The sequence below is a fragment of the Paenibacillus sp. J22R56 genome (assembly GCF_056269375.1).
Genome location: NZ_JBWDNV010000014.1, coordinates 57,039 through 74,592 on the forward strand (window position 1 = coordinate 57,039; position 17,554 = coordinate 74,592).

Genomic DNA, 17,554 nt, shown 5'->3' on the forward strand with positions numbered 1-17,554 from the left:
CTTATTTGATCAAATAGACACCTACGAGAATGATGATCGCCAGAAAGGCTATTGCCGCGGCGGCGATGATCTTGCCAATCCGATTGGCCATATTAATCGTCCATAAAAATCCGTATCTATCCGGAACAAACAACGTCGGGTCTTCAGGATTCACATAAACGCTGCCGAGCCACTTCCAGTGCCTTTCCTCCTGCGACGGATAGTCCCTTAATTGATCAAGACCACTGACTCGCAGGTAAAGCATGACGCCCATTAGTGCCAAGAAGAGCACCACCCAAAGTGAGAGGCCGGAGCAGAAGATCAGATCGTCATTCCAACCGTACAACGTTACAGCTTGCGTTACACCGTGGAATACAACCATGAGGAGCGAAGCGCTCCAAGTCAGAACCGAATAGATTTTCTTGAGCTTCAACTTTTTTTGCAAAGAGCCTTCCCGGTCCTGGGGATCGAGAGACGTCCTAGTGCGACCGATCATCAGATGAATACCGGCAAATAAAGCAATCGTCAGCACTTGCCAGATGTTCCACATGAATACCGTCCGCACGGATTTGTAAGAGTCATGATCTACGAGATACGACGCGAACCATTGCGGAATCGTATCCCACCTCACAATGGCGAAGAAGATGCATAGCGCCATTACTGCGACATGCGCCGAATACCACCAAGCGTTCAGAACCGAGCCATACGTCTGACCGGCCGCGAGGCTCGCTGCGCGCTTCGTCTGCACGACAACCTGCCAGCCTCTGGCCGCCTTCAAGCGTTGCGCGGACATCCGACTGATCCGAATGACGAAAATTGACGCAATCGCTAAAAGCAAGAGGGCAATCGCCCAACACCATAGGATACTCCGACCAGCCGATTGATGTCGCATCCATAAATAGCAAGCTCCTCCGATGACAACAGCAAAACCGCCGGTGAGCAAAACGTATTTCCGGCGAATACCTCGGACGGCTGCATCCTGCACGGCCTTCGCCGGCAGCGCGATGCCGAACAACAGGGTCCGCGAGCCTAAATAGACCAGCACGCTGAGTAGCAGCGCAAACATCAAATAACCGCTCGACATCATGATCATCGATTGTTGTGTCAACGTTGTTCCCCTCCTCGATTCGTAATGGTATTCCGGTACAACGACCTGCTCATCTGCGCGAATTCCTCTTCCGTCATGCCTCGTACCGCTGCTTCCGCCGCAAGCGACCGAAACTGCTGCTGGAGCTTCTCCTCGAACGCCTCCGTCACGCCGGGCATTCCGTCAGGCTGAACGATAACGCCCTTCTTTCGGTGTACTTGTAGAAAGCCCTCTTGCTTGAGCAAATTATAGGACTTGTTGACGGTATGGAGATTGATTCCCAAGTCCTCCGCCAAGCCACGGACCGACGGAAGCGGATCTCCCGGCTGCAAGGCACCGGAGGCGATCCCTTCGACGATTTGGTTAACCAGTTGTGCGTAAATCGGAGTTTCGGATTGCAGATCAAGCTCAATAAACAAGAATATATCCCTCCTTATGCCAGTTACTGTGCGTCCTCAGAAAGCGAAGGGGGCCGCTGAACCAAATGTCGTACTCCGAGTTCGGTACGATTGTGACCGCTACTACAGCGACATCGTGAACAATCGAAGCACGACTTCCTCGAATAGACCCCTGACTAATCGCACCACCCTTCTCGTTTACTTATCTGTTATATTACATATATAACAGATATAAATAATTTACACAATATCCCATTTTAAAATTTTACCTTTTCAAATGAGCTTCCATATGCTATAGCACTGAACAAACCTACCGTAACTACATGAAAAAGGCAGCTGATATTCTAGTCAGCCGCATATTATACCAACTTCCACCAGACCTATTCAATTTAGCATTCATAACAACTAAATGGTGTTTCTCTCTTGATTTTTTTAATCATTACAATGAACAGAGTTTGATGAACCTTCCAGTTAGAAAAGAATAATCTACAAATTACACTTCTTGACTCTAGGATACTATCATTAGTATTAATGGCCAGAAACAAAAAAACGAACGCTTACGGCATCTAGTGCCGAGAAGCATCCGTCATTTTGATTACTAAAACACACTGTTTCATTATGTAAAATCACCTGTCATATTCCAAAAAAAGTAGCCAATGTTGACACCATACTCGTATATCCCATCCGTGCCGATATTTCTTCGTGATGGAGTGAGTTCCTCTAGTTTGTTTCGGAACTATAATATGGCAGGAAATTGTCGGGTAACAAGAACATAGTAACATTGTAAGCCGGACTGCTGCTGTTTTATTGAACTAACGTTCCCTCGTTAAAGCTTAATTATTTAATCTAGTCCATCTGTAATACTTCTTTTCAGATTCACTAAAAACTGCAACGTATTTCTTATTCTGATTCCCTTTAATTCTATAAAAGATATTTCCCGGAGGTGCAGCACATTCAGAGACACTGCAATCTATTGGAAAATCCCCAATTTTTTCACCTATTTCTTCTTTGGGTACTTCTGTATTAGTAAAACCATAGATTTTGTTTTTTATTGTAACAGTATAAACATAACGAACACTATTATTGGCATCATGGTTAATTGAACATCCTGAGAGTATGAACAAAGCTAACATGACCATCAACGGTAATGCTTTATTCAAATTTGTTCACCTCCGAGTTTTCGGATAGCTATATAGACGTTAAGTATATTCTATTAGTTACGTTAAACTACCCGTTACTTCAGCAAAAATAGCAGCCGATTACTTTCGGCTGCTGTCGTGTTGGTTTGAACTATCGTTCCCCGTTAGCTTAACTCCTCAGCCAAATATATGTGCTTAGCATTCAGCGCTCTTCCCAAGAAATATCTTGTGATAGAATCTTTACCATTCCCACATCAACAGAACCCATAAGTGTAAACTCGATTCTCCCATTTTCAGTTCATTTCGGGCTCGGAAGTATCATGATGTTTTTGTCTCCACTGACATAATTCCAGCTTTAATTGAACCTTTTTCTCATCGACCAAGTATTCAATTTGCTCTACAATGCTATCGTGTAAGTCGTAAGTTTCCAATTAGTTTTAATTAGGGAAGGCAAATATTAGCCTCTCATATTTTACTGAACCTGAATAATCGAAACAGAACCATCAGTCGGATTAGCTGGGGCCAAGCCATTATAAAGAAAATCTACTGTTACAGCACCTGCGGTAGCGTCAACTAAGAACGTACCAGAAACACTTGCATTAGCATCTAAAGTACCAGTATTTGCTTTACCTGAAAAATCACCTTTAAATACTAAATTAAGCCTTGGTGTAACAGTAATGTTTCCAGCTACTGAACTAGTTGCCCTGAAAGTATAGGAAACCAAATAAATGTGCCCTGTTGCTAATAAAAAGGTTGTGGCTGTTGGATGTGAAATATTAGGGCCATTAATAAATGAGGTTACATATGAAATATCTGTACCATTTGCAATAGGTGATACACTAACAAGAAAAAGCCCGTTTTGTGTTGTTGCAACTGCTCCGGTTGCACCTGTGGCTCCGGTTGCACCTGTGGCTCCTGTTAGTCCCGCTGGTCCCGCTGGTCCCACTTCTCCCGGTGGACCTGTCAATCCAGTTGCGCCAAGTGCTCCTGCAAGCCCCTGTAATCCTTGGGGTCCAAGCGCGCCAATCGCTCCTGCAATGCCTGCTGCTCCTTGAGGTCCAATTGCTCCTGCAAGTCCTTCAGGTCCAAGCGCGCCAATCGCTCCTGCAATGCCTGCTGCTCCTTGAGGTCCAAGTGCTCCTGCAAGTCCTTCAGGTCCAAGCGCGCCAATCGCTCCTGCAATGCCTGCTGCTCCTTGAGGTCCAAGTGCTCCTGCAAGTCCTTCAGGTCCAAGTGAACCAATCGCTCCTGCAATGCCTGCTGCTCCTTGAGGTCCAAGTGCTCCTGCAAGTCCTTGGGGGCCAAGGGCGCCAAGTGCTCCTGCAAGACCCGCTGCTCCTTGGGGTCCAAGTGCTCCTGCAAGTCCTTGGGGACCAAGTGCGCCGATTGCTCCCACAAGCCCTGTTAGTCCTTGGGGTCCAAGTGCACCTGCAACTCCTTGAGGTCCAGCCTCTACAATTGCTCCAGCAAGTTCACGAAGTAATTGCTGTCCGTTAAGCGGGGGACATTTTATACAAACTTTCTTCTTAATACATCGTGGATGATGTTTTCTTTTTTTTCCTTTTGGATGACATACAATAATGGGTTTCCTTTTGCGTCGGTTTTTTATAGCGGGACCACTCAACACGACACCTCCTATAAAGATTGTTTAGTGTACGTGAGAGGTTTTTCTTAAGCATGGACTAATAGCTAACTATTGGCTAGACTAGAAACTATTTATAGAAAAACAGGTTAATGATAGGGGTGGTTCTTTTTGTAAGTAACCTGCCCGTTAGCTTAACAAAACAGCAGCCCTAATCGGCTGCTGTCTACCTATTCCTTCGTAATCAAATTAATAATTCTCGTCATGCTCGTGGAAGTAACCGTCAATTTATTCGTTAGGGCTGAAAGCTGTTTGCTTCCCAGCAAGTTCTTCCGATGTAAGTAATCTATATACACCAATCCGTGTCCTTGCAAGAACAAGACGTCTTCCGGGTGATTTCTGATTTCCACCAAAATCGGGATGTGTCATGTCAGCCATTACTGTTGAAAAGTTCTTGTCCAGCTGTCCATGTTGTTTCGCCCAAGCCGCAATCTCTTGATGGCGTCTCTCGCCTCCCATAGCCTCGAAAGCTTTAATGACGATTTCCTCTTGTGTTAAGACCTTTCTAACCTCACGAATCAACGTAGACTTGCTGATACCTGTCATATCTGCCACCTCCGTATAAGAATTGTCGTTCAACAGTTCTAATGCATGATCAAGCTGTTTCTCCGTGTATTTCTTTGGACGGCCTTCAGTGAATCCTGGCTTCAGTTTGGCAACAGCCTTACCTTCCTGTGTGCGTTCAAGGATCTACCTTTTTGAAGCGATACCATCAAAACATTAGAACGGAGGATAGTTGGATGGCATACTTATACAAACCTCATTGCAAATGTCCCGGCAAGCAATCCAAGAAATGCTCATGCGGTGCATCTTGGTCGTATATGATCAATATCGGGATCGACCCCCAGACAGGACGACGTAAGCAGAAAAAGAAAGGCGGCTTCAATTCAAAGACGGAAGCAGAGCAAGCTGCAACCATTATGGAGGCTGAACTTTCGCAAGGAACCTATATCGAGGAACACAACATTACGTTCGAGAAATTTGCTCAGGAATGGCTAATCGTGTACGAAGGTACAGGGAAGATCAAAATTAGCACCATCAGAGTACGACAACATGAAATCAGCAAGTTGATGGCTTATTTCGGCAAGCTACGGCTGCGGGACATCACAAAGAAGCAGTATCAAGATGCTCTTTTTCACCTGAAATCGCAAGACTACGCCGATAATACTATTGACGGTATCCATCGTACGGGGCGTATGATTTTCAAGCGAGCCGTTGAGCTTGAGATAATCAAGAGCGACCCTACCGAGTATTCATTTGTCCCTAAGACCCAGAAGACGGTAGAAGAGCTTGAACAGGAGATAGAGGTTCCAAAATATCTAGAGAAGGAAGAACTTAAGCTCTTTCTGGATACTGCCAAGGAATATGGTTTAGAAGGTGACTATGTCATTTTCTTGACTTTAGCATACACAGGCATTCGCGCTGGAGAGCTATGTGCACTGAAATGGCGGGATATCAACTTTACAGAACATACAATAAACATCACGAAGACGTATTACAACCCGACGAACAATACGAAAGAATATCATATCCTACCACCAAAAACGAAAACCTCGAAACGTGTCATCGACGTTGAGGATATTGTTATTAATGAGATTGAGCGCCTGCGGGTAAAACAGAACGCCATTAAGATGCGATACCGTAAGAGCTACCATGATCATGATTTTATATTCGCTAAATCCGATGAAAAGAATGCAGGCTACCCGGAGTACCTCAAGCAAATTCAACACCGAATGGCTAGGCTGCTGAAACAAGCTAAACTCAACCCTGAGCTAACGCCCCATTCCCTGCGCCATACACACACTTCATTGCTGGCTGAAGCAGGAGTAAGCTTAGAAACGATTATGGCGCGACTTGGCCATAAAGACGATGATACGACTAAGAACGTGTATTTGCACGTCACCAAACCAAAGAAAAAAGAGGCTTCCCATAAGTTCGGTGAACTCATGAAAAGCCTCTAATTTTCCGCCGATGTTACCCTTTAGTTACCCTCAGGATACCCCGACACCTTAAATCCCTTATAAATCAAGGGCTCAAGGCATTTATTACATCATGCCGCCCATACAGCCCCAGTCCTCATTTTTATTCATAATTAATCAAATTCGTTGAAAATACTCACTGCTCGTATATGATGTATGGTCGTAAAATATGACTTCATTCACATTAGAACGCACATTTTGTGATTTTCTTGTGATTTTCTTATCTTTTTAAAAACATCACGGGGATCTTAACCAGTTCTTTATATTAATGAAGAAAAATATTGGCTGCCCCTAATTCCTTCCGCGCACCTCGAGTTCCTTCCGTTTTATCTCTGCTATGACATCCGTGATTGACCGGCCGTACTTCTGGGCGTGTATCTTCGTTAATAACTCGTTATTCATTGTGTTATAACGTTTACTTACAAGCGGCAGCGCATCGACTACGAAAGGACTTTCTCCGCTTCCCTCATCGTTAATCCAGCACGCTATATACTGGTACTGTTTCGTAGCGTCCATCGCTTGCTGAGCGTCAACAAACGTTTTCGATAGCTGCGGCATTAGCTCTTCGTACATCTTGATATTCTCATTTTTGAATATGTGCCAGTTAATGCCTGTTTTAAGAATATCGACGAAGCCCGGATACTCTCGGAATTGCTTAAAGTTATGGAACGCGAATATCGGAGCTAACCGTTTCTTCCTTCCTTCCGTCAACATCCGCTTCATGAAATGGATGAGTCCAGGCGACAAAAACTGATGTGGTTCATTTAGCACAAGGTACGTACCGAGTGCCTTCGTCTTCCCATCCTGTGCTACTTTAATGAGGAAAACATTTAATACGATCCAGTACATAAGTAGCTCGATAACCCGCCGCGAAATCACGTCCTCTTTCGGAAACCGGAAAATAACGACTTTACCTTCGTCAATCCACCGATATAAGTCCATCGCAGGGTTTGGCTGTTGGCAGAATATCGGCTTCAAGAACTCGCTATTAATGATCTGACCGAGCCGCCGCTGAATCGGTCCGTATATCTGACCTTGCCGTCCGCTCATACCTCCGTCCTTATCCGTCATCCGATCATAATCGCGCCACGTATCCATATCGAATATGTCTTCTAGTTCCGCGATCTTCCGATTCCGAAACAGCCGCGATGTAAACATATACTTAATATCCTGCAGATCGCCCATAGTTGCCTTCGCTGCCTCACGTAAAAAGTCCATCGTTTGGAACTTATCGTCATCCGCATCCGCCATTAAAAACTGCGTAATCTCCTCCGCTATGCGATCCGCTGCGATCCGCTGGTCCTTCACGTTTCGGACGATGCTCTGCAGTCCGAGATATATCGGATGCTCCGTATTGGCCAGATCGATATCAATTACGTCCTCAGCCGGTAAATGATCACGCAGCGCATCCGCCATCCCACGGTGACCATTTTGTTCATTAATAACGTCCGGTATGACTGCGCCTATATTGTGCTTGCGTTTAGCCTCTACGATAAGGTTAATCATCGCTTGGTCCTTACCCATTCCCTGCATGCCAACGTAAGCACGCCCGTAAAACAATCGGTCCGGATTCTTTTTTGATACATAAACGTTGTGCGTCTGACCTCGATCTGTAGCCGTGCCCGCCAGTATACCGCTATCGTCTAGGAACACACGTGGTAATTCTATCTCAACGCGCTGATTTGACAGTAATACATCCGCAAATTCCGTTTGTATCTCCGCCGTCGGTAGTTGCGTTAATTTACCGAGTTCGTCAACGGACATAATCGTCGGTGTGAAATCTCGACGACTACGTATTTTAACCTTTACGGATTCCAACCGGTTATCGCCAGCTAGTGACGCGTAAGCACCGGCCACTGACCGCGCCAACATACCACGTTTTACTGCGTCCTCTGCCGTAACTGAGTAACGAACTGATGTTTTGAATACGGGTAGATTCCGCTTATTCTTCGTCATCGCGGACAAATCACCGTTAACTAATAGCTCAGCGCGTTCGGGATTGCGGAAAGTTGGCCGCTCTATTTTCGAGCGCGATCCAGCACCATGGAAGAATGTTTTTTCAATGCCGGACATTATATCGGCGACGAGCGCATGTGCTTCGTATAGAACGTAAACAACCCCATTAGCCGCACCGCGCAGTACTCTCAGCGGATCAATGCCTGCCTTCTGCGGTACGCCCCCTTTATCCCACGATTCCCACGCGTAATCAACTAGGCGTTTCCACTTACCGCGGTTAATTGTTTCCTGCTGGTGTATTAATATCGTGACTGCTTCGTTACCGCTTAACTCGTGAACAACGCTAAGAACATCGCGGACCGGCGTGGCTTGCTCGTTATAACGGAAGTCGAGCGAGAACATGTCGTGACGTTTATACTTGAGCGCGTACAAGTCCGTATTAACGTCTTCCCGTATCAACTCGAAGTCCTCCGCGACCTCGATCGTAGACTTCCGCCATTGCTCGTGGTTACGGAATTTAGTACGGAATGCGTCCGCAAATTCAGCGGGCACTCTCACATAGAACGCAATTGATTCCGCGGTTAGCTTCGTTATCCAATAGAAGTCCGGAGCCGGCTGCGTTATGATACGTAAGCCCTCACGTCGCGGCTTTTGTCTGACGCTGAACAATTCGTAGAGTGCGCGCTGAAAGCTACGAGATGCGGAGTTGAGTGCAGTATGATGCGGAATTATTCGGAAAGTATTGTACACCATCGGTCACCTCCTCCTCTACGTAAACGCACTCCATATTACGCCAGCCCAAAACGTAACAAACAGACGGCCGACCCACTTACCACCCGCACCGATTAACGGACCGACCATCATGCCGACTGCGCAAACAACGATTGCGAGTGTAGCGATTTCCGCCGAATTAGCGTTAAGTACATCCGCAATGTGGTGCGCCCATGCAGAGAATGTATTCGTCGCGGGTTTTACAAGTAATTCCGTTTCTTGACCGATGAACCAATCCGCAAAGTTGTTGAGTTGCTCCATAATACCGCTGCTACCCGTAGGATCTGACGAGCCACCACTCGGTACTAAAGTTCCATTAATTCGTAATAACATGCGACCACCGCCTCTACAACGTTTTCAGCCAGTTACGGATATCTAACGCGTGCCTGACGATGATGTATCCGATACTGCCGCCCATAATAAATTCGATCGCCTTGGTACGGTTATTGAACATCCAAGTTACGCCGGCGTATACGATAACACCCGCACATAACCAATCCGCGATATTGAGTACCGTTGTAAATATTTCCGTCCACGTATCCTGCCCAGGTACCGCCGCGAATACAGTCGTAGGCAACAACGCAAGGTGTACGGCGCTGGCAGTTTTAGCAACGCGACTTACCGTATTACGATCTTTTTCAACGACATTACCGCGCATAAAACCCGCCCAATCTAACGTTTCAATACGTGCCATAACGATCATTCCTTCCCGGTATAATTACGCTTTCTAGCGGGAACTATACTAGAAAAAGGAGGCGAAGTTTTATGCACTTTTTCATCGGTCTTATTATCGGAGGAGCTATTGGAGCTCTTACGCACATCTTCTAACACTCGGCGGTTCTCGGCGCTCATATGTGCGTTAAGGACCGCCTTTACATATCCGCTAAAGTTGTTCCCGCACTGCTCCGTTACCCAATCGAATAGTTCCTGCTGCTTCGGATTGTTCGCGTTGAAGCTGACCGCTTTCCGGATGTACTGATCCATTTACGTCATCACCTTCCGTTGGCTTTTTACGTCTTTCACGACGTTGTTTCTCCGCTAGACCGCCTCGCGATTTGAGCTCAGTAATTAGTGTTTCAATTGACGCGATATCTTCCAGTAATTCGTTGGTTACCGCATTATTAGCCGCTGCTGATTGCGCATAATTAACAAGCATTCCACCGAGTGTTTTAATAGAAACTTCTCCAGCCATCCGTTTTAAAAGCGCCTTATCCATGCCGCCGCGACCTCCTTTTAACGTTTGATGTTAGAGGATACGGAGTAAGGCTCGGTCATTATTACGCATTCTACGTATTTATTTCAATAGACTCGTCCAAACTTAATAGAAAGCGTAATTAAGGACGGCGAATCGACTATGTACAGATTAGGAAAGAAACGCAGCAAGTTCGGGGCTTTTATAGATGAACGCGGTATATTGCAGGAGGATTTGCGTAAAGCAACCGGTCTTAATAAGAAGACGTTATCGAGGATATGTAACGAAGATGACGCTACCCTACGCTCTATTACTAGACAGGCGTTAGTAGAGGCAGTACGAGAGTTGACGGGGAATAAGCGCGTCAAGGAATCGGACTTCTGGGACGTATAAACGACGAAAGGAGCGAAGACAAAGGCGCTAGCCTCTGACCTTCGCTCCACTATGTTCCATATTCGCTCCCAGCGCTACGCCCGTAGGGGCTACGCTACCCCTAGCGTATTCGGCATGGCTTGTGTTTTATTACAAATAATGTACTTATAACGTTAGAAATGAGAGTTCGACGTTAAATTGTGCCAACACTTCCCTTTCCTCCAATTTTAGTATCGATGATACAATTGGATGGTATGGGAGAGTGAAGACATTATGAATACCGCACCACCTCAAGCTATGCTTCTTATGAAGCGAGAAGAAGCGTTTGACGATCCGCGTTATGTATTTGAGCCAAAGATCGACGGACATAGATTGCTACTTGCTAAGGATGGTGATTCATTAAAACTCTGGACGCGACATGATAATGAAGTGACGCGGCAATATCCAGAGTTGCATGCTCCACCGTTAAACTGCTCCAGTGCTATTCTCGACGGCGAGGTTGCATATGTCGACCCAGCAACGGGAATGATTGACTTTGAAGCGATTATGGAACGGTTTAAGATGGCGAAGCCGGAGAAAATCCTCGAGGGTATGAGACGCTTACCAGTGCAATACTTCGTCTTCGATGTGCTTGAGGTTGATGGGGAAGACGTTCGCCGGCTGCCACTTGTGGAGCGCATGGGGATTCTAGATTCGATCATGACGGAGAACAACCACTTCAGACGGTTGATGCAGATTGATGGTATGGGTAAGGATTTGTTCCAGGTCATTCAGCAACAACAGCTCGAGGGGATCGTCGCTAAGCGTAAAGACAGCAGCTATGTCGGCCGACGATCAGACAGATGGTTGAAGATGATTAATTACACCTATGCTGACGTGAAGATCAGCGGATACCGCAAAGAGCAGTTCGGATGGCTGGCGCAGCATGAAGGTCGCTCGGTTGGAATGATTGAACTGGCGGTACCTGCAGATCATAAGAAGGCATTCTACAGGATCGCACAGGACATCGTGACTGGCGAGGATAAGAATTTCGTTTACGTTAAGCCGGTGATTACAGCGCGGATACGGATGCGGAATTGGTACAAGTCAGGCATGATGCGGTCGCCCGAATTCGTGAAGTTCGTAGTCTAAATGTCAACTCTTGTTTTCGAACATTCGTTCGCATTATAATTGCCGTGAGGTGATTGAATTGGACGGACAAAGACCAGCGATTCCGAGCAAAGAGGAACTTGAGTTGATTCGAGATTACTGCCTCATGCCGATGCTGCTCGATATTGTAGAGAAGAATCGTAAAGACATGGAATTCGAGAATCACACGCTGAAGAGGCTTTACATTAAGTCAGCTGAGGCGCTGTCGAAAAAGATTCACGTTGATCTATACGAGATCCGAAAAGAACTCAAACGAATCGGCTGCAAAGTGAATGAAATGAAAGATAAGTACGATCCAGCTGCTGTGCATTTTGAATTTTGGTTGCGGGGATATCACAATGAATTCGGATTAATGAAAGAAGTGGTTCGCTCAGAAATGAGCGTGCGGCTCGCAGATTATATAGCAGGAATGTTTAAGCCATCCCATTAAAGGATGGCTATTTCTATGAAGAATTTAAATCGTTGTCGAACGAGGCTTTCGTCGCCGATTATAACAAACAGGTCGTTGAATTTTTTAATCTTACCGGACCCGATGCGGTCCAATGATAAGAATTTGACATCCTTGCCACTTTCGATAGCGAATTTAAAGTCTTCATCGGTTATGAGTTCGTAGTCCAATAGTATCGCCTCCTGAACGACACAATTCGCCAGAATAAAGGAATTTCCTTCCTAGTTATCGAATTGATGTTCATGGAATTTCAGGGGGGATTAGATATTGAAAAATGTAAGGCGTTTTTATAAGCAATACAGAGTTTTATTATATATGTGCCTTGCGGTCATCTTTTTTTGGTCAATGTCGTGGTTCTTGATTCAAAAGCATTACGGTTCGGACTCAGATGCTAATAACAGAGGGACATTCGGCGATATGTTTGGCGCAGTAAACGCCTTGTTCTCAGGGTTTGCCTTCGCTGGTTTGGTCTATACGATTAATTTGCAAAGAAGAGACTCCGAGTTAAGCATCAGACCTCATCTTTCTGTAGAAACAGTGAAAGATGGAAAGGATATGATCCTACTCATTACGAATGTCGGTGGTGGGGCGGCGTTAAATGTTGAGCTCGTTTCTGAAGTATTATTTAAGGATCTAATCTTCAAAACAAATCGGGTTATGTATGTGCTACCCGGATCAGGAGAAATCAAGGAAACTAAGATACTCCAATATGTAAAAGGTACGGAAGTAAAGGGTTCGGATTTCCCCTATTACGCCCATCTTATGAAAGATTACTCAAATCAAGAAGTGCAGATCAAATTGACATATCAAGACAGAGAAGATAGGAAATTTGTACAGGAATTTAGTTTAGGACTTGGTGATCTGAAGGTTACGATGCCCGAGATTGAATAAATAAATGAATGTAAAGTCACTCTCCTGAGTGGCTTTTTATTTTATAAAAGGAGCTGATGAGATTGCCTGATACCTAGTTTACCTACTGCAGTTGAAATAAACGGAAAGTGGAAGTATGTATTCATTAATTAAGGCCACGAGAATAAAACTTTTAGGACACTTGGCTTATCATACTTGTAAAATTTTGATACTAAAGTAAGTAGTGCAATGGTATAATGTCCCTACTATAAACAAATATTGGGTAGGTGTTTCGTTTGAACGGAAAGAAATTTGCTATTGTATCTAGTTTAATTATTGTTTGTGCAATATTTGTCATCTTCATCGTAATTGGCATTAATCATCAAGAAAAAGTTCAAGCTGCTATTCAGCAGCAAGAGGAATTATTAGATATAGCTAAAGCGGAGGCCGATAAAAAAGCAGCGTTTGAATTAGAGGCACTAAAACCTAATGGTTCTCCTCGTTCTTACATAGAGGATATTAAGTACTTTAAAGCCACTCACGATAACCAATCTTTTCGATTAGCTGCCCTCGGAAGTAGTGTTACTTACGGAACAGGTGCAAGTGACTCAAAAAGCACCAGCTGGTTCCCATTGCTGGTGAAGGACTTAAAAAAGGTGGATGGTTACACTTCAATTTCTTACAGCAACAAAGGTTACGGAGGTTACACTTCAGGCATGCTTCTCGCTGAGGATAAGGTAGAAGAGTTGATTAAGCTGAAACCTGATATGGTTCTCTTTGAAATCGGTGTTCTCAATGATGTTGATCAATCCGTACCTCTTGAGCAGACAACTAAAAACATTGAAACCATCGTCAATTTAATAAATAAAAGCTTACCAGATACGAAGGTCGTTCTGCTTTCTCCTAACCCATTACTGGTCGAAGGGAAAAACAGCATTGGCCTAACGCTTTCTGACTACGTCAATGGAGCTAAGCAATTAGCAGAAGAAAATGACTGGGATTTTGTAGATATCTACGAAGGGTTCAAGTCACGTAAAGTTGATATGAAAGATTATCTATCGGATAGTGCTCATCCGAATGATAAGGGTTATGAGTTGTGGTTTGAGATTTTGAAAACTGAGTTTGAAAGAAAGAAATAATAACAAATAAAAGCCCACCAGCCGCGAAGGCCAGTGGGCTTTTATCATTTCTTAGTCAGATCGACGCGTTTTGTGTTGTTATCCCACTTCACAGACGCTCCAAGCGACTCCGCGATAGAACGGACTGGGGCATAGGTGATGCCCGCCTTATCGTCGTATAGACCGTCTGTGAACTTCTTGCCATTGACGTATACAGCAATCTTCTCCATTTCTTCCTCTGCCTCCTCGACTTTGTCATGAATCGTCAAGTTGTTGGTTCTGATGATCGACATTAACTTGCTGGCATAGTCCGGATCTGTCGCATACCCACAGGCATACAGTGCAGCCGTTTGCTCCTCTGGAGTCTTCGCAGCTCGTACACGATCATAACGGCTTATACCGAAGAGCAGGTCTTGGTCTTTGTAGAAGTCGTAGATGGAATCATAAGCCCGCCAGTTGGCTGATGTATTGACCGTCTTACCGGCGTATACTTCCCAGGTGGCTGTACTAACGCTTTTACCGCTCCAGAACGGAGAGGGCTTTCCGCTGCCTACCTTATAGCCGCCGAGGTTGTTCCAGTCATGGAGCATGCCGCCAGTCTCCAGCCAGTTCTGAGCAAGCCGAACAGAAGGTATGAGTGGAGATCCTTCTTTCCACACCTTGATAACCGTTGCCGCAAGGTAAGGAAAGAAGGCCGCCTTACTGAGCTGCAGTGTCATTGTTCTTCGCCTCCTCAACACGCTTCTGGGCTCGATCGGTCTTTGCCTTCAATTCGCTCTCGATCAAACTAAAAACAGCTGTCGGGATCCATTTCCCCCAGCCAGCTCGAAGTGCGTTGGCAGTAAGTGATTGCCAAGTATGATAAATCATGCCGAGAGTAATTGCATAAAAGAATAAGCCTGGAGAGCTAATCATTGTATCCATTAGATTTGCAATGATCGGCAGCGCCAGCAGGAACAACGTGCGCGGCAAGCCTTTCCGCAGACCATAATCTGAAGAATACGTCTTATCCTTCTGTGCTGCAGCAACACCAGTAATCCAATCAATCACTATAACAACAACCAAAAGTAGAATTGGAAGCAGACGTCCATCCCCGTAAAACAATTCAATCCATGGACCCACAGCTGCTCCAACAGCGATTACAGCCGCCTTGCTTGGTGTAACACTAATAGCGAATATATCCTTCACCAAAGTCATCCCCCTTAAATTTAATAAGCCCGGCCTAAGCGGAGCCGACCGATACCATATTTCCGTTCTCGTCCTCATACTCTCGGACATCCTCAAGGAAGAAGAGGCAGTCGTCATACTCGTTAATCATTACGCCCTCGCTTCTTTCTTGTAAAACCGATACCAGCAATGGTCTAAACTCACTTCGAAAGCTCTGCATCCCACCGCGAAAAAGCACATTGAACATTAAGCCACCGCCATATACGAGAATTGAACAGCGTAATATTTGTTGTAGAAGTTAGGCAGGTTGACGACGATATACCTCCCATACCCTTTGACCGTGAACCTTGCGTTAACGTAGTCGATGCTTACGATCTCTAATTTTGTCCCGAAATCAGCGTAAGGCACATAATACGAGTCGCCATCACGAATAGCCATAGCGTAACTCGATGCTGACGTCAACGACAGTGAAACCTTAAAATCTTTGCCCTTGAAATCATCTGGCAGCTGAATCGTGACGTTTGGTATTCCGTCACCATTATCTGTTCCGCTTGAATACTGCCCGCCGCCGCCATCAAAGTAATTACCGGTAGATCCGGTCTCAGAACTTCCGTTTGCGCTTAGGTAGTGGTATTCCTTTTCGACGCCTGCTTTAATTCGAGTCAGCCCTTCAGGCCCAATTGCTGTTATGCTGCCGTCTGTATGGTACGCTGCAACGCCGTATCGCCCCGGTATCCATTCGCCCATGCGGACAGCTTCGCCCGTTGCGTCGTCGATATGGAATCCGTTAACGTCCATGTAGACGGACATGTATTTTACGCCCTTCATGACTGCAACGTCACTAACAGCGTCAACCGCATCGGTGACAGCTTCATCCTTCACCGCATCAGCCTTTGCCTGCGCCCCTGCTGGCGTCTCTTTGTCGCTTGGATCATACCCCGGATCGTATGTTGTGTTGGCTCCAATACGGATTAAAGACGCTTGAATTGTGCCGGCGTTGATCAGGTCAGCCGTGAAGCCTGTTCCCTTACCGAATGTCCGCCAGTTCCAGTCACCGCCAACCTTCTCGGACGCTATTGCGAATAGGCCGGGGCCGATGTATATAGCACCGTAATCAGGACTATTGGTGTCGGTGTTTTCAAGCAAGAAGCCTTGATTCTCCAACACATCAGAGGAAGCGTATGCCCCACTAGCAACAAGTTGGTTCTTCAGGACATTAATCTTGCCTTCAATCCAGTTGCTTTTGATGCTCCCGCCTGCGGTCGTCACGTTCTCGATAACGCGACTGCTTTCCTGTAGTCGGGTAACGGTATCGACTAGGCTTGGCAGGAAGTTCGCCAGTGTGACGCGGGAACGTTCCGGTTTGAAAGGATAGTACTCGTATTCCACGATGCGGGCTGCCACAAGGATGCCCAAGTCCTCATCATCAATATGAACCGTATCCCCTAGCTCAAAGCCCTCTGATTCGTCCCAGCCTTCTGCATGCTTCAACTCGATTACGTCAGCCTCATAAGCGAGAGAAGGGATGTCCACGGTAGCCAGATAAGCCTCGCCCTTGGCCTGTAGCGTCTCTAAATCCTCAACATCGTCGAAGGTGACAGTCCCACATTTAGGCCGAGGATAGAGGTCAATATTGGGGCTGTCGATTGGCTCTGGCAGCGCAAAATCATCCTTTCCATAAACAAAGAGCCGGGTAATGATACCACGACTCTCCTTGGTTCGTTTTATGGATTTAAGATTCTTTCGGTAGCTGATTCGAACACCATTATCAGCGCCGATCTGTGGCTTAAAGGTGAAGTTGAAGTTATCACGTTTCATTTCGCCATTCGAGAGCACGAGGAAATGATTGATGCCCCACGCCACCATATTGCGCTCGACTGTAAAATCGTGATTGGTTGTGATTGCCGTTGCGTCACCTGAGAAGCGAGTGCCTGTGAATAGTCCGTTAATGATAGCTGTTGCTGTCGCATTGGTGTATTGAAGCAGCGGAACGTATTCGCTTAGCATCTCGGTGCTGATGTGTTCGGCGAAGACGTCCGCAAGCAGCCGCCCATTGGCGTCCCGTGCCTCATTGACCGTCCGAAGGATGAACAGTCGTCCATCAACCTTGACGATATTTTCCTCGAAAAGATATTGGGCAGCCGGATCGGTGTAAGGCACTGTGAATTCGCAGGTATACTCAGCATTCATCCGCTCGAAGATACGCGGCCCTGGGTCAAGTGTTGTTGTTATCACAGCAAAACCATAGTGGTTAAAGTCCGTTTCAAGTTTGTCATAAACGATAATGATATTATCCACCATACATTTG

General features: G+C 45.8%; 17 protein-coding genes and 1 pseudogene. 6 read left to right on the forward strand and 12 right to left on the reverse strand.

Translation table 11 applies throughout. From position 1 onward, the window contains the following. Position 1: 1 nt before the first annotated feature. From AC0YNT_RS28100 to AC0YNT_RS28120, 5 genes and pseudogenes are all read right to left on the reverse strand, one after another. Entirely contained in the window at positions 2-1,087 is a 1,086-nt protein-coding gene (locus tag AC0YNT_RS28100) for a DUF5808 domain-containing protein (protein WP_475807598.1), read from the reverse strand. After that, on the reverse strand, positions 1,084-1,485 hold the full coding sequence (locus tag AC0YNT_RS28105; RefSeq protein ID WP_475807599.1) for a GntR family transcriptional regulator: 402 nt from the start codon (positions 1,483-1,485) through the stop codon (positions 1,084-1,086). Before AC0YNT_RS28105 ends, AC0YNT_RS28100 begins: the two co-directional genes overlap by 4 nt. Positions 1,486-2,297: 812 nt before the next feature. Next, positions 2,298-2,624 carry a hypothetical protein gene (locus AC0YNT_RS28110; RefSeq protein WP_475807600.1) on the reverse strand — a complete coding sequence of 109 codons (327 nt, stop codon included), beginning with the start codon at positions 2,622-2,624 and terminating at the stop codon, positions 2,298-2,300. A 451-nt stretch (positions 2,625-3,075) separates the two neighbouring features. Then, entirely contained in the window at positions 3,076-4,227 is a 1,152-nt protein-coding gene (locus AC0YNT_RS28115; RefSeq protein ID WP_475807601.1) for a collagen-like protein, read from the reverse strand. 519 nt (positions 4,228-4,746) lie between these two features. Then, positions 4,747-4,935, reverse strand: a pseudogene (locus tag AC0YNT_RS28120) (helix-turn-helix domain-containing protein); the annotation flags it as partial. 50 nt (positions 4,936-4,985) lie between these two features. On the opposite strand from AC0YNT_RS28120, the gene AC0YNT_RS28125 reads away from it, so the two are divergent. Beyond that, a complete protein-coding gene (locus AC0YNT_RS28125; protein WP_475807602.1) occupies positions 4,986-6,206 on the forward strand; it encodes a site-specific integrase in 1,221 nt (406 codons plus the stop codon). Between the two features lie 309 nt (positions 6,207-6,515). Here AC0YNT_RS28125 and AC0YNT_RS28130 read toward each other — a convergent pair whose 3' ends face one another. The 4 genes from AC0YNT_RS28130 to AC0YNT_RS28145 all read right to left on the reverse strand — a co-directional run bounded on the left by AC0YNT_RS28130 (position 6,516) and on the right by AC0YNT_RS28145 (position 10,167). After that, a complete protein-coding gene (locus AC0YNT_RS28130; protein WP_475807603.1) occupies positions 6,516-8,933 on the reverse strand; it encodes a hypothetical protein in 2,418 nt (805 codons plus the stop codon). 15 nt (positions 8,934-8,948) lie between these two features. Next, entirely contained in the window at positions 8,949-9,212 is a 264-nt protein-coding gene (locus AC0YNT_RS28135) for a hypothetical protein (RefSeq protein ID WP_475807604.1), read from the reverse strand. An 85-nt stretch (positions 9,213-9,297) separates the two neighbouring features. Next, positions 9,298-9,654 (reverse strand): hypothetical protein, encoded by a 357-nt coding sequence (locus tag AC0YNT_RS28140; RefSeq protein ID WP_475807605.1) that lies wholly within the window; start codon positions 9,652-9,654, stop codon positions 9,298-9,300. Between the two features lie 180 nt (positions 9,655-9,834). Next, a complete protein-coding gene (locus AC0YNT_RS28145) occupies positions 9,835-10,167 on the reverse strand; it encodes a hypothetical protein (RefSeq protein WP_475807606.1) in 333 nt (110 codons plus the stop codon). 138 nt (positions 10,168-10,305) lie between these two features. Here AC0YNT_RS28145 and AC0YNT_RS28150 point away from each other — a divergent pair, with 138 nt between their 5' ends. From AC0YNT_RS28150 to AC0YNT_RS28170, 5 genes are all read left to right on the forward strand, one after another. Beyond that, the gene (locus AC0YNT_RS28150) at positions 10,306-10,536 is read left to right on the forward strand and encodes a helix-turn-helix domain-containing protein (protein ID WP_475807607.1); all 231 of its coding nucleotides are present in this window, start codon (positions 10,306-10,308) and stop codon (positions 10,534-10,536) included. Positions 10,537-10,788: 252 nt separating this feature from the next. Beyond that, entirely contained in the window at positions 10,789-11,646 is an 858-nt protein-coding gene (locus AC0YNT_RS28155; protein ID WP_475807608.1) for an ATP-dependent DNA ligase, read from the forward strand. A 58-nt stretch (positions 11,647-11,704) separates the two neighbouring features. Further along, positions 11,705-12,094 carry a YhjD family protein gene (locus AC0YNT_RS28160; RefSeq protein WP_475807609.1) on the forward strand — a complete coding sequence of 130 codons (390 nt, stop codon included), beginning with the start codon at positions 11,705-11,707 and terminating at the stop codon, positions 12,092-12,094. A 285-nt stretch (positions 12,095-12,379) separates the two neighbouring features. Continuing rightward, positions 12,380-13,003 (forward strand): hypothetical protein, encoded by a 624-nt coding sequence (locus AC0YNT_RS28165; protein WP_475807610.1) that lies wholly within the window; start codon positions 12,380-12,382, stop codon positions 13,001-13,003. Between the two features lie 254 nt (positions 13,004-13,257). Further along, positions 13,258-14,100 (forward strand): SGNH/GDSL hydrolase family protein, encoded by an 843-nt coding sequence (locus AC0YNT_RS28170; protein WP_475807611.1) that lies wholly within the window; start codon positions 13,258-13,260, stop codon positions 14,098-14,100. 44 nt (positions 14,101-14,144) lie between these two features. On the opposite strand, the gene AC0YNT_RS28175 is transcribed toward AC0YNT_RS28170, so the two are convergent. From AC0YNT_RS28175 to AC0YNT_RS28185, 3 genes are all read right to left on the reverse strand, one after another. Then, positions 14,145-14,798: a glucosaminidase domain-containing protein gene (locus tag AC0YNT_RS28175; protein WP_475807612.1), complete on the reverse strand. Its 654-nt coding sequence runs from the start codon at positions 14,796-14,798 to the stop codon at positions 14,145-14,147. Continuing rightward, a complete protein-coding gene (locus AC0YNT_RS28180) occupies positions 14,779-15,267 on the reverse strand; it encodes a phage holin family protein (RefSeq protein WP_475807613.1) in 489 nt (162 codons plus the stop codon). Before AC0YNT_RS28180 ends, AC0YNT_RS28175 begins: the two co-directional genes overlap by 20 nt. Positions 15,268-15,492: 225 nt before the next feature. Then, a complete protein-coding gene (locus tag AC0YNT_RS28185) occupies positions 15,493-17,547 on the reverse strand; it encodes a phage tail spike protein (RefSeq protein ID WP_475807614.1) in 2,055 nt (684 codons plus the stop codon). Positions 17,548-17,554: the final 7 nt, after the last annotated feature.